The 16875-nt window shown below is 68.8% G+C and carries 13 protein-coding genes and 1 pseudogene; 8 read left to right on the plus strand and 6 right to left on the minus strand.

Going from position 1 to position 16875, the window contains the following annotated elements; genetic code table 11:
- The first annotated feature begins 14 nt into the window (after positions 1-14).
- From AB0I29_RS04990 to AB0I29_RS05010, 5 genes are all read left to right on the plus strand, one after another.
- On the plus strand, positions 15-1640 hold the full coding sequence (locus AB0I29_RS04990) for a hypothetical protein (RefSeq protein WP_357478736.1): 1626 nt from the start codon (positions 15-17) through the stop codon (positions 1638-1640).
- Positions 1641-1704: 64 nt separating this feature from the next.
- A complete protein-coding gene (locus AB0I29_RS04995) occupies positions 1705-4107 on the plus strand; it encodes a GH32 C-terminal domain-containing protein (protein ID WP_357478739.1) in 2403 nt (800 codons plus the stop codon).
- Positions 4104-8480 (plus strand): GH32 C-terminal domain-containing protein, encoded by a 4377-nt coding sequence (locus AB0I29_RS05000; RefSeq protein ID WP_357478741.1) that lies wholly within the window; start codon positions 4104-4106, stop codon positions 8478-8480. The genes AB0I29_RS04995 and AB0I29_RS05000 overlap by 4 nt, the downstream gene beginning before the upstream one ends.
- Positions 8477-9160 (plus strand): PfkB family carbohydrate kinase, encoded by a 684-nt coding sequence (locus tag AB0I29_RS05005; RefSeq protein WP_357478744.1) that lies wholly within the window; start codon positions 8477-8479, stop codon positions 9158-9160. Before AB0I29_RS05000 ends, AB0I29_RS05005 begins: the two co-directional genes overlap by 4 nt.
- Positions 9120-9419, plus strand: a complete 300-nt coding sequence (locus AB0I29_RS05010; RefSeq protein ID WP_357478747.1) for a PfkB family carbohydrate kinase — start codon at positions 9120-9122, stop codon at positions 9417-9419. The genes AB0I29_RS05005 and AB0I29_RS05010 overlap by 41 nt, the downstream gene beginning before the upstream one ends.
- Here AB0I29_RS05010 and AB0I29_RS05015 read toward each other — a convergent pair.
- Positions 9412-9744, minus strand: coding sequence for a hypothetical protein (locus tag AB0I29_RS05015; protein WP_357478750.1), 333 nt, complete (start codon positions 9742-9744; stop codon positions 9412-9414). The genes AB0I29_RS05010 and AB0I29_RS05015 overlap by 8 nt on opposite strands.
- A gap of 375 nt (positions 9745-10119) precedes the next feature.
- Complete coding sequence (locus AB0I29_RS05020; RefSeq protein WP_357478753.1) at positions 10120-11076, minus strand: alpha/beta hydrolase; 957 nt, start codon at positions 11074-11076, stop codon at positions 10120-10122.
- A gap of 163 nt (positions 11077-11239) precedes the next feature.
- Here AB0I29_RS05020 and AB0I29_RS05025 point away from each other — a divergent pair, with 163 nt between their 5' ends.
- On the plus strand, positions 11240-12079 hold the full coding sequence (locus tag AB0I29_RS05025) for an alpha/beta hydrolase (protein WP_357478756.1): 840 nt from the start codon (positions 11240-11242) through the stop codon (positions 12077-12079).
- Positions 12080-12239: 160 nt separating this feature from the next.
- On the plus strand, positions 12240-12854 hold the full coding sequence (locus tag AB0I29_RS05030) for a TetR/AcrR family transcriptional regulator (RefSeq protein WP_357478759.1): 615 nt from the start codon (positions 12240-12242) through the stop codon (positions 12852-12854).
- 63 nt (positions 12855-12917) lie between these two features.
- On the opposite strand, the gene AB0I29_RS05035 is transcribed toward AB0I29_RS05030, so the two are convergent.
- Together AB0I29_RS05035 and AB0I29_RS05040 are read right to left on the minus strand one after the other, a co-directional pair.
- Complete coding sequence (locus AB0I29_RS05035; protein WP_357478762.1) at positions 12918-13058, minus strand: hypothetical protein; 141 nt, start codon at positions 13056-13058, stop codon at positions 12918-12920.
- A gap of 8 nt (positions 13059-13066) precedes the next feature.
- Positions 13067-13927: an alpha/beta hydrolase gene (locus AB0I29_RS05040; protein WP_357478765.1), complete on the minus strand. Its 861-nt coding sequence runs from the start codon at positions 13925-13927 to the stop codon at positions 13067-13069.
- A gap of 165 nt (positions 13928-14092) precedes the next feature.
- Here AB0I29_RS05040 and AB0I29_RS05045 point away from each other — a divergent pair, with 165 nt between their 5' ends.
- On the plus strand, positions 14093-14554 hold the full coding sequence (locus AB0I29_RS05045) for a helix-turn-helix domain-containing protein (RefSeq protein WP_357478768.1): 462 nt from the start codon (positions 14093-14095) through the stop codon (positions 14552-14554).
- A gap of 37 nt (positions 14555-14591) precedes the next feature.
- On the opposite strand, the pseudogene AB0I29_RS05050 reads toward AB0I29_RS05045, so the two are convergent.
- Together AB0I29_RS05050 and AB0I29_RS05055 are read right to left on the minus strand one after the other, a co-directional pair.
- Positions 14592-14693, minus strand: a pseudogene (locus AB0I29_RS05050) (IS481 family transposase); the annotation flags it as partial.
- A gap of 497 nt (positions 14694-15190) precedes the next feature.
- Positions 15191-16168, minus strand: coding sequence for a hypothetical protein (locus tag AB0I29_RS05055; protein ID WP_357478771.1), 978 nt, complete (start codon positions 16166-16168; stop codon positions 15191-15193).
- Between the last annotated feature and the right edge of the window lie 707 nt (positions 16169-16875).

Below are 16875 nucleotides of genomic sequence, written 5' to 3' on the forward strand. Positions count from 1 at the left end.
TCAAAGGAGATGCAATGAGAATCCTCTCATCCGCGCGCCCACGCCCACGTGCGCTGTCTGCGGCGGCACTGGCCGTGGCGCTCGCCCTGGCCGGAGCGCTGGTCGCCGCGCAACCCGGGGAAGCCGCCACCCCGGCCACCATCGACAACCCCAGCTTCGAGACCGGCGACCTGACCGGATGGAACGTCGTCGAAGGCCAGGCATTCACCGACGCCACCGTCTCCGACGCGACCGGGTGGGGCTGGGGCTGCTGCTTCAACCCGGACGGCGTCCACCACCTCTGGGGCGCGGCCACCGCCGGCGGCGACACACCGACCGGGCGGATGCACTCGTCGGTGTTCACCCTCGACGGCACCGGCGAGATCAGCTTCCTGATCGGCGGGGGCAACGACCCCGAGAACCTGTACGTCGCGCTGCACCGCGCGTCCGACGACGCCGAGCTCATGCGCGCCACCAACACCGCCTTCGCCGACTCCGAGATCCTCAGCCGCGTCGTGTGGGACGCGTCCGACCACCTCGGCCAGGACCTCTACCTCGAGGTCGTCGACACGGCCTCCGCAGGATGGGGCCACATCAACCTCGACGACGTGCGCACCTACACGGAGCGCTCGATCGCCCAGATCGCCAACCCGGGCTTCGAGACCGGCGACCTGACCGGCTGGACGGCGACCGGGCAGGCGTTCGGCGCCGCGCAGGTCACCGACCGGACCGAGTGGGGGTGGGGCGGCCCGTTCGGGCACGACGGCCGGTACCACCTGTGGGGCGCGAACAACGCGTCCGACGACAAGACCGGCACCCTCACGTCGTCGACCTTCAGCCTCGGCGGCACCGGCGAGATCAGCTTCCTGATCGGCGGCGGCAACGACCTCGAGAACCTCTACGTGGCGCTGCACCGTGCGTCGGACGGCGCCGAGCTCATGCGCGCCACGAACACCGCCTTCGCCAACTCCGAGGCGTACAGCCCGGTGCGGTGGAACGCGGCCGACCACATCGGTGAGGAGCTCTACTTCCGGATCGTGGACGACGCCAGGGGCGGCTGGGGACACATCAACGTCGACGCCTTCGACACGGCCGACGACGTCGTCGGCCACGAGTTCGACAACGCCGGCTTCGAGGCCGGAAGCCTCCAGGGCTGGACCGCCGACGGCGAGGCGTTCTCCGAGGCGAGCGTCAGCTCGGCGACCCGGACACCGGCCGGCGAACCGTTCGGCGCACAGGGCACGTACCACCTGTGGGGCGGCGGCCAGGGAGACTGCCTGACCGGCACGCTGACCTCACCCCGGTTCGTTGTCGGCGGCAGCGGCGAGATCCGGCTCCTGCTCGGCGGAACCGACGATCCCGACGTCTACGTCGCGGCGGAATCGGTCGCCGACGGTCAGGAGCTCGCCCGCGTCGGCGTCGGCAGCTCGCGCGAGACCTATCAGGAAGTCGGCCTCGACCTCGCGGCTCACGTCGGGGAGACGGTTCGTCTCCGCCTCGTCGACGGATCGCCGACCGGGCACCTCAACGTCGACGACATCAGGACGCTGCTCGACGGCACCGCTCCCGGCATCGACACCGCGGCCTGGTCGACGCCCACGGGCACATCGGGCAGCCACTGCGCAGGCGGCCCCAGCGGCGCCACGCCTCAGAACGCCTAGGTCGCGCGGGATGTCATCACCGCGCCACGACCGCCCCATCATCGCGACACGAGAGGTAGTTCCAATGACGGAGCACCAGGACACACGACCGACCCACCACCTGCCCCGGCTCGGCCGGCGGACCTTCCTGCAGGGCGCCGCGGTCTCCGCGGCGGTCATCGCGACGGGCGCGCTCTTCCGCCCCGCGGCGGCCGCGACCGGCGACCCGGTCCTGCGCCTGTCCTACGACCAGCCCAACGGCTCGGCCACGATCCTCGACGAGATCAGCCAGAGCACGTTCAACGTCCACGTCACCAACAACCCGGCCGAGCGCGTGCCGGGCGTGCACGGCAATGCCTTCCGCACCGACGGCTTCTCGACCTGGGCGACCGGGCAGTTCACCACGCCGCTCACCTCACAGATGACGGTCCAGACGTGGATCGCGCTCGAGAGCTACCCCTCGGACAGCGAGCAGCCGTACGACGGCCTGACCCCGTCGTCGATCATCTACCAGCGCTCCGCCGACGCGGGCTTCGACATCGCGATCAACACCTACGGCGAATGGTGGTTCACCGCGCACGTCGGCGGGCAGTGGCGCACGGTCAAGGCACCGTGGCTGTTCCCGCTGTACGAGTGGGTGCACATCGCCGCCGTCGTCGACGGCGATGCCGGGGAGCTGCGGCTGCACCTGGACGACGCCGCCGGGCCGAAGGTGGCCCGGGTCGCCATCCCAGCCGGGACACGCTTCGCGCAGGCCGCCGGTGCGCCGCTGGTGGTCGGCAAGGCCAGCGAGGACGTCACGACCGGTGTGTTCCTCGTCAACGCACTCAACGCGGCCTACGACGACACACGGATCTACGACGTCGCGCGCGGTGCCGAGACGTTCACGGCCGAGTACACCGCCGGGATCGCCGGCGCCAGCCCGGCCCACGACGTCGCGCTCCAGGTCACGGGCCTGCGGTTCGCGGACGACATCCTCCGGCCGCGGTACCACGCGATGCCGCCCGCCAACTGGACCAACGAACCGCACGGCCTGGTCAAGCACGACTGCAAGTACCACATGTTCTACCAGCGCACACCGAACGGCCCGTTCAAATGGCAGATGCACTGGGGTCACATGACCAGCACGGACCTGGTGCACTGGACGAACCTGCCCGACGCGCTGCACCCGGAACCGAACGACCGTGAGGCGGGTCTGGGGGCGATTGCCGGGGACGGCCTGACGGCGCAGGGATCCAAGGGGATCTGGTCCGGCGACGTCGTGTCGGTGAACGGCACCGCGCACGCGTTCTTCACCACGGTGAACTTCGGTGGCCCCTTCGACCCGGGCATCGCGCGTGCTTCCAGCACCGACACCGACCTGGCGAGCTGGACCAAGGCGGGCGCCGGGGTCATCGACAAGAACGCTCCGGCGCACGTCGCCGACTTCCGCGACCCGTACCTCTGGCAGGAGGGCGGGACCTGGCACATGATCATCGGCGCGGCGACCGACGCCGGTGGGGCGGTGGAGCACTACACGGCCCAGGACATCCAGGGGCAGTGGACGCGGGCGGGCAGCCCGTTCTCCACGATCCCGTTCGCGTCGATGGACATCGACTCGGCGATCTGGGAGATGCCTGTCTTCGAGAAGATCGGCACCCACGGCGGGCGGGACAAGTACGTCCTGGTCGTCAGCCCGATCGGCAGGTCGGTGTCCAAGCTCGCCGAACCGTACACGCGGTCGGTCTACTGGACCGGAACGTGGAACGGCAGCCAGTTCACCCCGGACTACGCACGGCCGAAGCCGCTGGACGTGATCCACGGCCACCTGTCGCCGACCGTCGCACACGGCCCGGACGGCAACCCCGTCGCGATCGGCATCGTGGACGAGCGCTCCAGCTCACGGATGCAGCTCGAGCTGGGCTGGGCGCACACGTTCAGCGTGCCCCGCCAGTGGCGTCTGCTCGCCGACGGCCAGACCCTCGGCCAGCGGGCCCTCGCCCAGCTCACGACGCTACGAGCCGGCTCACCGCAGACCGAGTCCGATGTCATGGTGACCGGGGAGCGCAGCCTCGCCGCGTCCGGCAACCAGGTGGAGATCATCGCCCAGGTCGACCCTGCCGCCACCGGCGGGCGGTACGGCCTGTGCATCGGCGCCTCGCCCGACGGCGCGGAGATCACGCGGGTCTACTACGACGGCGGCGACATCGTCATCGACAAGACCCGATCGAGCCGCAACTTCGAGAACGAGGAGGCCGTGCTGCTGCGCGGCGCCTACGACGAGGCCGCCTTCGGCAAGCCCGAGAAGTTCCACGTCTTCATCGACCACTCGGTGGTCGACGTGTTCATCAACGATGCCGCGGCGTTCTCGAACCGGATCTACCCGACGAGCCGGGGAACCGACGGCGCGGCGGCGAGCACCGGCCTGAAGCTGTACTCGGAAGGCGGCCAGACCCGCTTCACCCAGGTCGACGTCTGGCAGCTCCAGGCATCGAAGGAGACGCGATGAGAACGTCAGGCTCGGTCCGGACACGCCGCGCGCACGTCCTGCCCGCCGCGGCGATCGCGGCGGCCCTCACCCTGGCCGGTGGCCTCGCGATGTCTCCGGCAGCGCAGGCCGCAGCCCCGCCCACGATCGACAACCCCAGCTTCGAGACAGGCGACCTGACCGGGTGGGAGGTGACCGAGGGAGACGCGTTCACCGACACGACGGTGTCCGACGCCGAGGACTGGGGCTGGGGCTGCTGCTTCAACCCGGACGGCAGCTACCACCTGTGGGGAGCGAGCAGCGGGGGAGACGCACCGACCGGCAGCATGCGTTCCTCGGCCTTCACCCTCGACGGGATCGGCGAGATCAGCTTCCTCCTGGGCGGCGGGAACGATCTCGACAACCTCTACGTCGCGTTGCACCGCGCCTCCGACGGCACCGAGCTCATGCGCGCGACCAACACCGCCTTCGCCGACTCCGAGGAGCTCCGCCGAGTGGTGTGGGACGCCTCGGCGCACCTGGGCGAAGAGCTCTACCTCGAGGTCGTCGACACTGCGTCCGGCGGCTGGGGCCACCTCAACCTGGACGACGTCCGCACCTACGCACAGCGATCGATCACCGAGATCGCCAACCCCGGGTTCGAGACCGGCGACCTCGAAGGTTGGACGGCGACCGGCCAGGCCTTCACCGCGGCGCAGGTCACCGACGCGACGGACTGGGGGTGGGGTGGCCCGTTCGGGCAGGACGGGAACTACCACCTGTGGGGCGCCAAGGACAGCCCCGACTCCCGGACCGGCACGCTGACGTCGTCGACCTTCACCCTCGCGGGAACCGGTGCGATCGAGTTCCTTGTCGGCGGCGGCAACGACCGCGACAACCTCTACGTGGCGCTCCACCGGGCGTCGGACGACACCGAGCTGCTGCGCGCGACCAACACCGCCTTCGCCGACTCCGAGAAGTACAGCCGGGTGCGCTGGGACGCCACCGCCTACCTCGGTGAGGAGCTCTACCTCCGGGTCGTCGACAACGCCACCGGTGGATGGGGACACATCAACGTCGACGCCTTCGACACCACCGTCGAGGTCCTCGGCCACGAGTTCGACAACGCCGGGTTCGAGACCGGGACCCTGCGGAACTGGGCCGCTCAGGGTGACGCGTTCACCGAGGCGAACCTCAGCACCGCGACCACCACACCCGACGACGAACCGTTCGGCGCCGAGGGCACCTACCACCTGTGGGGAGGGGCACGGACGGACGAGACCCTGACCGGAACTCTGACCTCGCCCCGGTTCGTCGTCGGCGGACGCGGCGAGGTCCGGCTCCTGCTCGGCGGCACGAGCGATCCCGACCTCTATGTCGCGGTGCACGCGGCCACGGACGACGAAGAACTGGTGCGCGCCACTGTCGACTCCACCGGCGAGGCGTATGCCGAAGTCGCGCTCGACCTCATCGAACATCTCGGCGACGTCGTCTACCTGCGCCTGGTCGACGAGTCCGCCACCGGGCACCTCAACGTCGACGGCGTGCGGACGCTGATCAATGACCCCATGCACTGGTCGTTCGACGAGACGTCCGGCAAGCAGGCGCACGACGACGGGTCCGGGACGACCGACGACGTCGCCTACGTCTTCAACGACGCGGCCTACAAGCCGGACTCGGACCCGTTGTGGAGGCAGGGCGTGAACGCGGGATCACTGCTGTTCGACGGGTACTCGACCTACATCCAGCGCGACGGATTCCAGGCCCTGACGCCCAGCAGCACCCTGAGCATCCAGGCATGGGTCGCGCCGCGCTCCTACGAGTGGGGCGACCTCGGGCAGGCCTCGGCGATCGTCAACCAGCACGACGCCGACGCCAGGAGCGGATACCTGCTGGGCATGTACCGCCACGGGGCATGGGGTCTCGAGCTCGGCGACGGCGTCGCCTGGCACACGCTGCGCGCTCCGAAGGACGCCGGCCTGCCCACCGACGGGTGGAGCCACGTCGCCGCCACCTACGACGCCGCCTCCGGCCTGATGCGCCTCTACCTCAACGGTACCCAAGTCGCTACGAAGGACATCGGGGCTGGAACGAGGATCCGCGCGGCGGAGAACCAGCCGCTCCTGATCGGGCGGCACAACCATGCCGCGGTGATCAACGGGACGTTCCGTGCCAACTCGTGGAACGGGGCGATCGACGAGCTGACCGTGACCGACGAGCTCCTCAGCCCGCAGCAGATCGCCGACGCGGCGGCCGTGGGCGGTGACAGCCCCATTGACGGCCTGCGGCCCGACCGAGCCCGGTACGACGGCGACCGGTACCGCCCCCAGTACCACTTCCTGCCGCCGGAGCACTGGATGAACGAGCCCCACGCACCGATCTGGTTCGAGGGCAAGTACCACATCTTCTACCAGCACAACCCGCAGGGCCCGTACTGGCACCAGATCCACTGGGGCCACGCCGTGAGCACCGACCTGGTGCACTGGAAGGACCTGCCCGTCGCGATCGCCCCGACGGAGCCCGTCACACCGGACGGCGTGTGGTCCGGCAGCGCCACCTACGACGCGGACGGGAACCCGGTGCTCTTCTACACCGCGGGCAACGACGCCAAGGTTCCGAACCAGGCGACCGGACTCGCGTGGCCGGTGCCCGGCGCCGAGGAGACCCCGCTCACCCGGTGGAGGCTGGAGCCCGAGCCGGTCACGGTCCAGGCGCCCGACCTGTCCTCGCCGGCCGGCACCCCCTGGTTCGGCCAGTTCCGCGACCCGTTCGTCTGGAAGGAGACCGCCGAGGACGGCAAGCCGATCTGGTACCAGCTCGTCGGCTCCGGCATCGTCGACGGCGAGACGAAGGTCGGCGGGACGGCGCTCGTCTACACCTCCCGTGACCTGGTCAACTGGGAGTACCAGAACCCCCTGTTCGTCGGTGATGCCCAGACCTATCCCAAGACCGGGCAGGTCTGGGAGCTGCCGGTGCTGCTGCCGCTCGGCGAGCGGCGCGGCACCCAGAAGTACGTGTTCGTCGTCAACCCGTGGTTCGACGGCTACAACGAGAACACCGCGAAGAACACCTACTACTGGGTCGGCGAGTGGGACCGGCAGAAGCACGTCTTCGTGCCCGACCACGAGGAGCCTCGCCTGTTCGACTACGGCGAGCACTTCACGGGTCCGTCCGGGATGGTCGACCCCCAGGGCAGGTCCCTGCTGTTCACGATCACCCAGGACGGGCGCAGCGAGGACGAGCACCACGACGCCGGCTGGGCGCACTCGATGGGACTCCCGGTCGAGCTCACCCAGACCCGCGACGGGGACGCCGGCGTCAAGCCGGTGGACGAGCTCAAGACCCTCCGCACCGAGAAGGTGCTGTCGATCAAGAACCGGTCCGTGGCGCGCACCAACGCGGCCCTCGACACGAAGCACGACCGGTTCACCGATCTCCTGGAGATCAGGGCCCAGCTGCAGATCGCGCCGGGCTCCGGGCGAGGCGCGACCTCGACGGCCGGGCTCGAGGTGCGGCGCAGCGGTGACGGGACCGAACGGACCGTGCTGACGGTCGACCGCCGAGCCGACATCCTCAGGCTGGACCGCAACCGTTCCAGCCTGGACCCGGACACCCGCAAGGGCGTGCACGAGGGCCCCTACGAGGTGGCGCCCGACGGGAAGGTGACGATGCACGTCTATGTCGACCGGTCGGTCGTCGAGGCCTTCGTCGACGACGAGAAGTCGATGACCACCCGTGTCTACCCGACCCTCGCCGACGCCGTCGGACTGCGCGTCACCGGAGGAGCGAACGTCACGGTCAGGTCGCTGGAGGTGTGGAACCTGTCCGGTGCCTACGGTCCAGTCGCTCCCGCTCACCACGACGAGCCTCCGGCCGGCGAGCCCACCGAAGAACTCACCAACGGTGACTTCGCGACCTGCGACCTCACCGGATGGAGCGTCGTGGACGGCGACGCCTACTCCGACGCGAACGTCACCGCCGCCACGGACTGGGGGTGGGGTGGTCCGTTCCGGCAGGCCAACGCGTGGGGCGACGACGATCGCTGCCACCTGTGGGGCTTCAACGAACAGGTCGGCGATGCCGCGACGGGCCGGCTGCGGTCCGAGACCTTCACCCTGGGCGGTGACGGCCGGATCGACCTGCTCACCGCCGGCGGCTACGACCCGCAGAAGCTCTACGTCGCCGTCGTGCGGGCCCGGGACGGGCTGGTCGTCGGCCGGGTCAGCGGAAACGTCGAGGACGCCCTGCGCGCCCAGTACAAACGCCGCACCATCGACGCCGCCGACCACATCGGCGAGGACCTGTACATCGAGATCGTCGACCAGGCGACCGGTGGTTTCGGGCACCTGAGCGTCGACGACGTCAACGTCCCGGTCGCCGCGACCGGATCCCGCACCACGATCGGAGACCGATGAGCCAGTTCCTCGTCGTCGGCGAGGCCCTCGTCGACATCGTCGAGCACAGCACCGGGACCCGGGCAGAGCACCCGGGAGGCAGCCCGGCCAACGTCGCCCTGGGCCTGGCACGTCTGGGAGAGTCCGTCGACCTGCTCACCTGGCTCTCGACGGATCCCCGCGGGCGCGTCGTGGCCGACCACCTGGCGGCGTCGGGAGTGGACATCCTGCCCGCATCCCTGGGTGCAGACCGCACCTCGACCGCGCTCGCACGCCTCGACCCGACAGGAGCCGCGACCTACGAGTTCGATCTGCGGTGGCAGCTGCCGCAGTGGGTGGCGCCGCAGGAGACGATCGTCGTCCACACCGGTTCCATCGCGGCAGTCGCGGCGACCGAACCCCGCGACGCCCTCCTGCAGCTCGTGCGGGACGCCGGGCGCACCGCCACGATCACCTACGACCCCAACCTGCGGCCGTCGATCATGGGCAGCCCGGACGATGTCCGGCCCGCGGTGGGCGACCTCGTGGCGGCGGCGGACGTGGTCAAGGTGAGCGACGAGGACCTGGCGTGGCTCCATCCCGGCGTCGAACCGGCCGACGTCGCCTCTTCTTGGGTGCAGGAACACGGCTGTGCCCTGGTGGTCGTGACCCGCGGTGGTCGTGACCCGCGGTGGTCGGGGCTCGTTCGCCCTGCTCGCTGACGGGCGTCGTGCCGAGGTGCCGGCCCATCCGGCGACGGTCGTGGACACCGTAGGTGCCGGCGACGCCTACATGAGCGGGCTGCTCGCAGCTCTGCACCAGCACCACCTGATGGGAGCGGACCGTCGTGGAGACCTGCGCGCCATCGACGAACCAACGGTGACAGCGATCCTTGCCTTCGCCGCTCGTGTCGCCGCCATCACCGTCGGGCGGGCAGGAGCCAACCTGCCGCACCTCAAGGAGGTCGCCCCGGTCAGCTGACCCAACCCGCCCGACGACCGATGGGGATTCGCAGCGGAGCGCGCTGCGGATCCCCGTCGTCGTCCCGGTCGGTCCACCGGCTGATCCTGCGCGAGCCGCTGAGCATCACCGACGCCCACCCCCTCACGCGCAGTGCGCGATCGATGGCGTCGGCGATCCCGCCAGCCTGAACGGGAACACTGATCTGGACGAGGTCCAGAGCTGTGGTGCACCGTACGCGGGAACGATCGACGGTGACCCGCCACCGGCTCGCTCGGACGCCCAGAACCAGAAAGGTGCCACCGGAGAGCGCGAGATCCCAGAGCGACGGGTCCAGTGCGCCCACGATCAAGAGCGCAGCGCCGATGATGATCTGTCGGGCCCGAAGAATGGTCTGGCAGACGAGGCGGACCTTGTGTGCCCGCACTCGAACGCGACCCGCGGAGACGTCGACGGCTCCGTCACCGTGGTCGACGACTGATCGGAGACCTTGACGGGCCGGTGCATCCCGTCGCGCGGAGGAGTGGCGTCCGTCCTGACACGGTCCAGGACGGACGCCACTCGCAGCAGCTCACCGTTGCACCGGCGGGGCTCTTCGGAGGCGGGCCCGCCAGGTGCAGGTGGGGCGGAACCCCGGAGCGTGGGCCACTGATCCGCCTGAGTTGACGATCTTTCTTGCTGGTTGGCTACGGCTATTGCCGCCGGCGCCGACCGAGTCGGGTCAGTCCTGGAGCAGCCGGCGGACCCACCTGCCACGTGCCTGCCGTGCGGCGCGTGAGAGCTCCGCGTCGGGGGCGAGCAGCTCGAACAGGTGATAACCGCCAGGCCACACGTGCAGCTCAGCCGTGCCGCCGGAGGCCCAGATTCGGCTCGCGAAGGCGACGTCCTCGTCCCGGAAGACCTCGGCGGAGCCGACTTCGACGTACGTCGGCGGAAGGCCGGTCAGGTCGTCGGCACGGGCCGCTGACTCGTAGACGGTGATGTCGTCGGTCCCGCGCCGGTCCCCGAGGTAGTAGTTCCACCCGGTGTCGTTGCTGGTGCGGTCCCAGATTCCGATGCCGTCGATCTGCTGCGCGGAGACGCTGTCGTTGTGCTCGTCGAGCATGGCGTACATGAGCACCTGCCCGGCGATCTGCGGCGTGCCTCGGTCGCGGGCCATGAGGGTGATGCCCGCCGCGAGGCCGCCTCCGGCGCTGCCGCCGATCGTGATGAGCTTCGACGGGTCGAACCCGAGCTCGTCGGCGTGCTCCGCGGTCCAGACCAGGGCCGCGTACGAGTCCTCGAGCGCGGCCGGAGCCGGGTGCTCGGGAGCGAGGCGGTATTCGACCGTCACCACCACGGCGTCCAGCTCGACGACGTAGTCCACGACGGGCGCGACGCCCACGAACCGGTCGCCGAAGATCATGCCGCCCACATGGGTGAAGAAGAACGCCGGCCCTCCCGCGACATGGTCGGTGCGGCGGAAGACGGAGACCACCAAGTCTCCGGCCGGCCCCGCGATGACCCGCTCTTCGTGCTCGATGGGGCGTCCTTCGAGCAGATCCTCCAGGAGCGGCGTGAACCCAGGGCCGCGGAGCGCGGACAGGTGGCTGGGCAGGAGGGTCGGTGGGATGCCGGCGTCGGCGAGCACGGGTTCGAGCTCGGCATCGAACGGCGGGGGTGTGCGGCGTGCAGTCATGACAGGTCCTTCGTTGGGCTGGGGTGCCGGCCGTTCATCGGGCGGTGTACCCGACGCTAGTGAGTGACTGACGGTCAGTCAAATCTGACTTGCGTATAGCAAGTCAAAACCTCATCATGACAGAGAGGGTCAGCGCGGCCGGCCCCATGACCGAAGGACGTCCATGACCTACATCGCAGACTCCGTCCCCACGTTCACCGTCGATACCCCTTCGGGGCCGATCGCCTACCGCCGCTTCGGCCCGCGGGGCGCGACTCCGGTCGTGCTGTTCCAGCGTTTCCGCGGCACCATGGATCACTGGGATCCGGCATTCCTGGAGGTCCTGGCGGCCGAGCGCGACGTCATCGTGTTCGACAACGCCGGGATCGGTCGCAGCGGCGGGGTCTCGCCCGACTCGTTCGCCGGCATGGCGGAGATTGCGGTGGAGTTCCTCCGGCGGCTCGGGATCGACCAGATCGACGCACTGGGCTGGTCGATCGGCGGGTTCGTCGCCCAGATGCTCGCCCTCGACCATCCAGGTTTCGTCCGACGTCTCCTTGTGCTGGGCAGCGGGCCCGGCGGCCAGAACGGTTCACCTGGACCGGAGCCTCGCTCGGTCGAGGTGATGGTGAAGCCGCAGAACGACGACGAGGACTTCCTGTATCTCTTCTTCGGCCTCCACGAGGACGGGCGGCGTCGCGGGCTGGAGTCTCTCCGTCGGCTGGACGCGCGTCTGAGCGCAGAGCCGCCGCAGGTCGCGTCGGAAGCCATGCAAGCGCAGCTGCAGGCCATCGGCCGCTGGGGTCAGGACGACGCCGCGGCCTGGGACCGACTCGGCGAACTCGACATCCCGGTGCTCGTCGCGAACGGCGCGCACGACGTGATGGTGCACGCAGAGCACTCCTTCCGGATGTCGCAGCGGCTCCGGAACGCCACGACGGTCATCTACAGCGACGCCGGCCACGGATTCCTGTTCCAGCATGCTGAGGAGTTCGGCGCGACTGTGCTGCGGTTCCTCGCCTGATCCGACGTCCGGCACCACGTGCGACGATGCCGACCCGGCGTGGTCGGCATCGTCGCACGGCTCTGGGAACCGTCGACCAGTGATCGACCGGCGCGCCGCCCGCGCGCACGGGATGCCGGCCAGGATGGTCGACTACCATCGGTATCGGAGGACACGACACATGCCGACATCAACCGCGCAGCCACGGTCGCAGCGCCGCGTGCGGCCTGCACAGGAGCGTCGACGAGATCTCCTCGATGCTGCGCTCACCGTCTTTGTGCGTCGGGGTGTAGCGGAGTCCACCGTCGAGGAGCTCACCCGTACGGCCGGCATGTCGAAGGGCTCTTTCTACCTGCACTTCAGCACCAAGGAAGACCTGGCCGCGGCGGCCTGGGCGCGCCATATGGAGTCGTTCGCCGAGGTCGGAGAGCGGATTCTCGGCGACGAGGGTGTCCCCATCGGTGACCGCCTTGTCACCGTCCTTCAGGAGCTGACTCGGTTCGCCCTGGAGCACGGCGACGTGCATCGTGCTCTCTACGGCATCGCGGGCGCCGATGCGGTCAAGGACGACGTGAACGAGCGGCTGATCGCGATGATCGCTGCTGCGGCGTCCACCGGTGTCGAGACGGGCGCGATCCGGGCCACCGAGCCGGCTCTGCTCGCCCGCGCGCTGTACCACGGGTACTGCGGTGCGGCGACGGACGCCGTCGGCGGCTCGGCTCAGATCGACCACGAGGACCTCATCCGCAGTGCGGGCGCGATGACCCGCGCCGTGTTTCCAGCCGCTACCGCGTAGCCACCGGGCGTGCGGCGGCGCCCGGCGGCACCTGTTCGGTGGATACCGCCGAGCACCTCTCGCTCAGCGCTCGCCGGCGTCGGCGTGGCTCGCGACCCGGTTGAGCGCGGTCTGCGCCACGCTCTGCCAGCCGTTGTCGAAGACGAGCGAGTGGCCGCGACCTTCGATTCGCCGGTACTGGGTGTTGCCACCAGGGGCATGCAAGGAGGCTGCTACTTGCTCGTCGCGGCGTTGTCGATCACGTTCGCGACCGCACCCGGCTGCTCGAGCATCGCGAGGTGGTCGGCGAAGACGGAGGTCACGTGGCCCTGGGCGCGCGACGCCATGGAGCGCTGCTGTGCCGGCGGGATCACCTTGTCCGCGGTTCCGATGACGAACCAGCTCGAGATCGACTTCCAGGCGGCGTCACCCGAGGGCTCCTGAAGAGCGCCGCCAGTCACCGGGGACTGCGATGCCGCGAGGGCTGCGGCGTTCCCGGCACCGAGATGTGCCGCGAACGCTGACCGGAACAGGTCGCGCTTGACGTACAGGTCGGGGTTGCCGGTGGGCATCGTGGGGTCCTGGACGACGTCGAAGACCGTGCTCGGCTCGGCCGCCAGCATCGAGCCGGGCTTCTCGCCGGTCAGCTGCGAGACGGTCTCCCCCTTGTCCGGCGCGTAGGCGTCGACGAACACGAGGTCGGTGACGCTGGGGGTGGAGAGTGCCGCGTTCGTGATGACCGCGCCGCCATAGGAGTGGCCCACGAGAACGACTGGGCCTGTCGTCGCCTGGTTTACGAACGCGGCTACCGACGCGGCATCGCTCGCGAGCCCGCGGAGCGGGTTCGGGGCGGCGAGCACGGTGTAGCCGTCGTCCTGCAGGAGCTTGGTGACCGGCGCGAAACTTGACGCGTCCGCCCAGGCGCCATGCACGAGGACGACCGTGGGCTTGGCGGCCGGCGGCGAGCTGTGCGCCGCGACAACCGTCGACGTGGTGTTGTCCGAGGCGAGGGCGACGCTCGGCGCGGCGATGAGCGTGGCGACGGCAACGCCGAGCGCTATGCGGTTGGTCCATCGACGAGTGGTGCTGGTCATGACTGTCTCCATCTGTGGGAGAAAGAACGATCGTTCTTTCACCTATGAGCAAACCACATCGGACTTGCGTCAAGCAAGTCAGCCTTGGTGGGCGGCCCCGGTCGGCGGGCGCAGTGCGGGCTGGGGTGCGGCCGGCCCGAAGGGGAGGCGACGTATCCTGCCGGGATGGCACGCTCTCGTTCACCGGAACTCGGCCCTCAGAAGCCCTACTGCTCGATCGAACGGGCTCTGACGGTGCTCGCCGACCGATGGTCCTTCCTCGTGCTTCGCGAGGCCCTGCTCTACGACGTGGAGCGGTTCGCCGAATTCCAGCAGCGGCTCGGTATCGCGACGAACGTCCTCACTGATCGCCTTGACCATCTCGTCGAGGCCGGCGTCCTGGAGCGCACCGAGTACCGCGAACCCGGCAGTCGTGCACGACCCGCGTACGTCCCGACGTCCGCGGGCCGCGATCTCGAGGTGGTCCTCGGAGCCCTGCAGCAGTGGGGCGACGAACACGCGCCCCGGGAAGACGGGCCGACGATGGTCCGGCGGGAGCGAGGGTCGAGTGCGCCCTTGCGGGTGGGCTTCCTCCGGGACGGGGACTCGAGCGTTCCGCTCGAGCAGGTTGAGTTCGCCCGCAGCTGACCCTCGCGTGCGGCCGCAGTCCCGAGTTCTTGGTGAACTAGTTGTGGTGTCCAGGGACGTTGGTCAGTCGGCTGATGGGAGTTTGGTTGCCGATCGCTCTGTGGAGTCTGTGGTGATCGTAGAAGTGCAGCCATCCGGGCCACCGTCCACGTGCCGGGGCGGGCGCGCCCCCGGCGCGGCGCCCGGTGGGACATGGAGCACCTGACCCTCCTGGACCCCAAGCAGAGCTGGCGCACCGGGCTAACCGGAGCCCTGGACCAGATCGCCCGTGCCTACCCACCAACCCCGGTAGGGGCGAACGCACGCATCGACGCCTCCCCGACGTCCCAAGCGGCTCCGGGCACGAGACCAGGAGCCCGCGTCAAGAGCAACTGGATCCCACAGCCGATGGATTCGGTGCCGCCCCTGTGAACCCACCCCTGGTTCGGTGCCGCGTCCCCACCCCGGCGCGGGCCACCGCGAGACCACAAGACCGATATCCCTAGCGACAGGAGGAGTCCGATGGAGTCAGGACGACCAACGGCCCACTTCGCCGCGGTGATCCGGGTGGTGGACGAGCCATCAGGTGCTCTCGCTGGCGTGATCTGACGACATCGAACCCGTTCCACCGGCGGCTCTCGCACACCCCTATTGGTTCTACGTGAGCCTCTCCAGCACATACCGGATTTCCGCACTTCGGCGGGCAGCATCCTTGATTTCTGGGATTTTCGTCGCCAAACCCAGTTCGCAGAACGGAAAACGAAAATAGTCCAACAGCCAGATCAGCTCGTCGTCATTGTGTGCGCCTAACCACAGTTCGCGGAAGATGAAAACGGACCGAAACACCGGCCCGTGCAAGAGCACCTCCATGTCGATCGCAGCATCCTGGCGGCCCTCCTCATCCAGCTCACGCACGTCTGTCCAAAAGGTCCTCGCGATCGCCACCCAGTCAGGCCGTTCGGGAGGTGGACCCGATGGACCGTCCGCCCGGCCAGCCAGATAGCCCTGATTCAGCATCTCGGCGCGAACCGGACCATCGACGTCGGTCCACCGATACAAGATCGGAAATTCATGAAAGATATCTCGTCGAGAGAACTCTTCGGCGAGTGCGGTGATCAACGAGGACTTCTCGTGAGCGTCGCGCGCCTCATCCCAGAGCCCGTCGAACAACGTCATGGCCTGACGCCGGGAGTCTCTTAACACGTTAAAGACAGCAATTTGGACGCCGTCAAAGATGAGATCGTCCAGCACTTCTGTGTTGCGCCTGCCGAACCACCATAGTTCGACGGCGGCGTCCAGGTCGCGAATCTTAAAGTTGACATTGTCGACTCGCCATCGATGCTCCGGGTGGTCGATGTGCATCGGAGTGCCCGGCACACCGCGTAAGGAGACCTCCGAAGCCGGGGTCAATCCGGCCGCCTCCGGAAAACAGGAAGCAAGGTACTCGTGCTCGAATTCGGACTCGGCGCGCGCGACCAGGTGCGCGTACAGTCCAGCACTGTCGCGATCCAGCACCTCCATTCGGCGCAGCGCTCGACTCATGACGTCTCGCACGGCCGGGAAGCGAGTCTCCGATGGATCACGCTGAACGATCCACCAGATAATTGATTCCAAGACGAACGGCGTGCTCGCCACGGTCCTTCACCTCCCTCTGGGCAGGAGACGCCCATTGAAGCTCGCCCAACCTCGCCCTTGGCATCAGGGCGAAAATCGGCCTTCTACAACCGGTTGAATGGGCCCCCGCACCGCCGCCTCTGGATGATTCGATAGACTTGCCCGCGGGAGTTTATACGAATTCCACCGGAGAGCCGTGGCGCGCGAGTGGCCCGGCTCCATGCGTCTCTGGGAACGTTGAAGCCTCGACTCCATGCCCGGAGGGCACACCTCATCCAGGACCACGTCACCTACGAAGTTGCTGGAGTCGATGAGCTACGCTTGACCTTCACCCCTACCTTCCCTGGCGGTATGACTCCGTGCCGTCTGACGACGAGCTCCTCCATGCCCGCCGCGGCTTGCGTCTGGCGGCAGCGGTCATTCGGAGCACGCGGTGCTGGGACCGGCATGCTTCTAGAGACGACGGTACGATCGCTGGCGAGCCACACAGCAGGGTGTGCTTTCCATTGGGTGCTGAGGCGCGAGAAATCGCAATCACACGCTGGTTGCGGCTCCTAGGGGCAGTTCTGAACAGCCCCTTCTCGGTTCCAGGCTTCGTTCCCCGCTGGCGACTGGTGCGGCGGGCCTGTCGCGCACCGACGATGGCTGGCTATTGACGGCGAGTTCGCCATCGTGACGCCCTACTCGGATGCCATGACGAGATTCTTCGACCGGCGAGGCGTGCAACC

This window comes from Promicromonospora sp. NPDC050262, assembly GCF_040655935.1.
Lineage (GTDB): Bacteria > Actinomycetota > Actinomycetes > Actinomycetales > Cellulomonadaceae > Promicromonospora.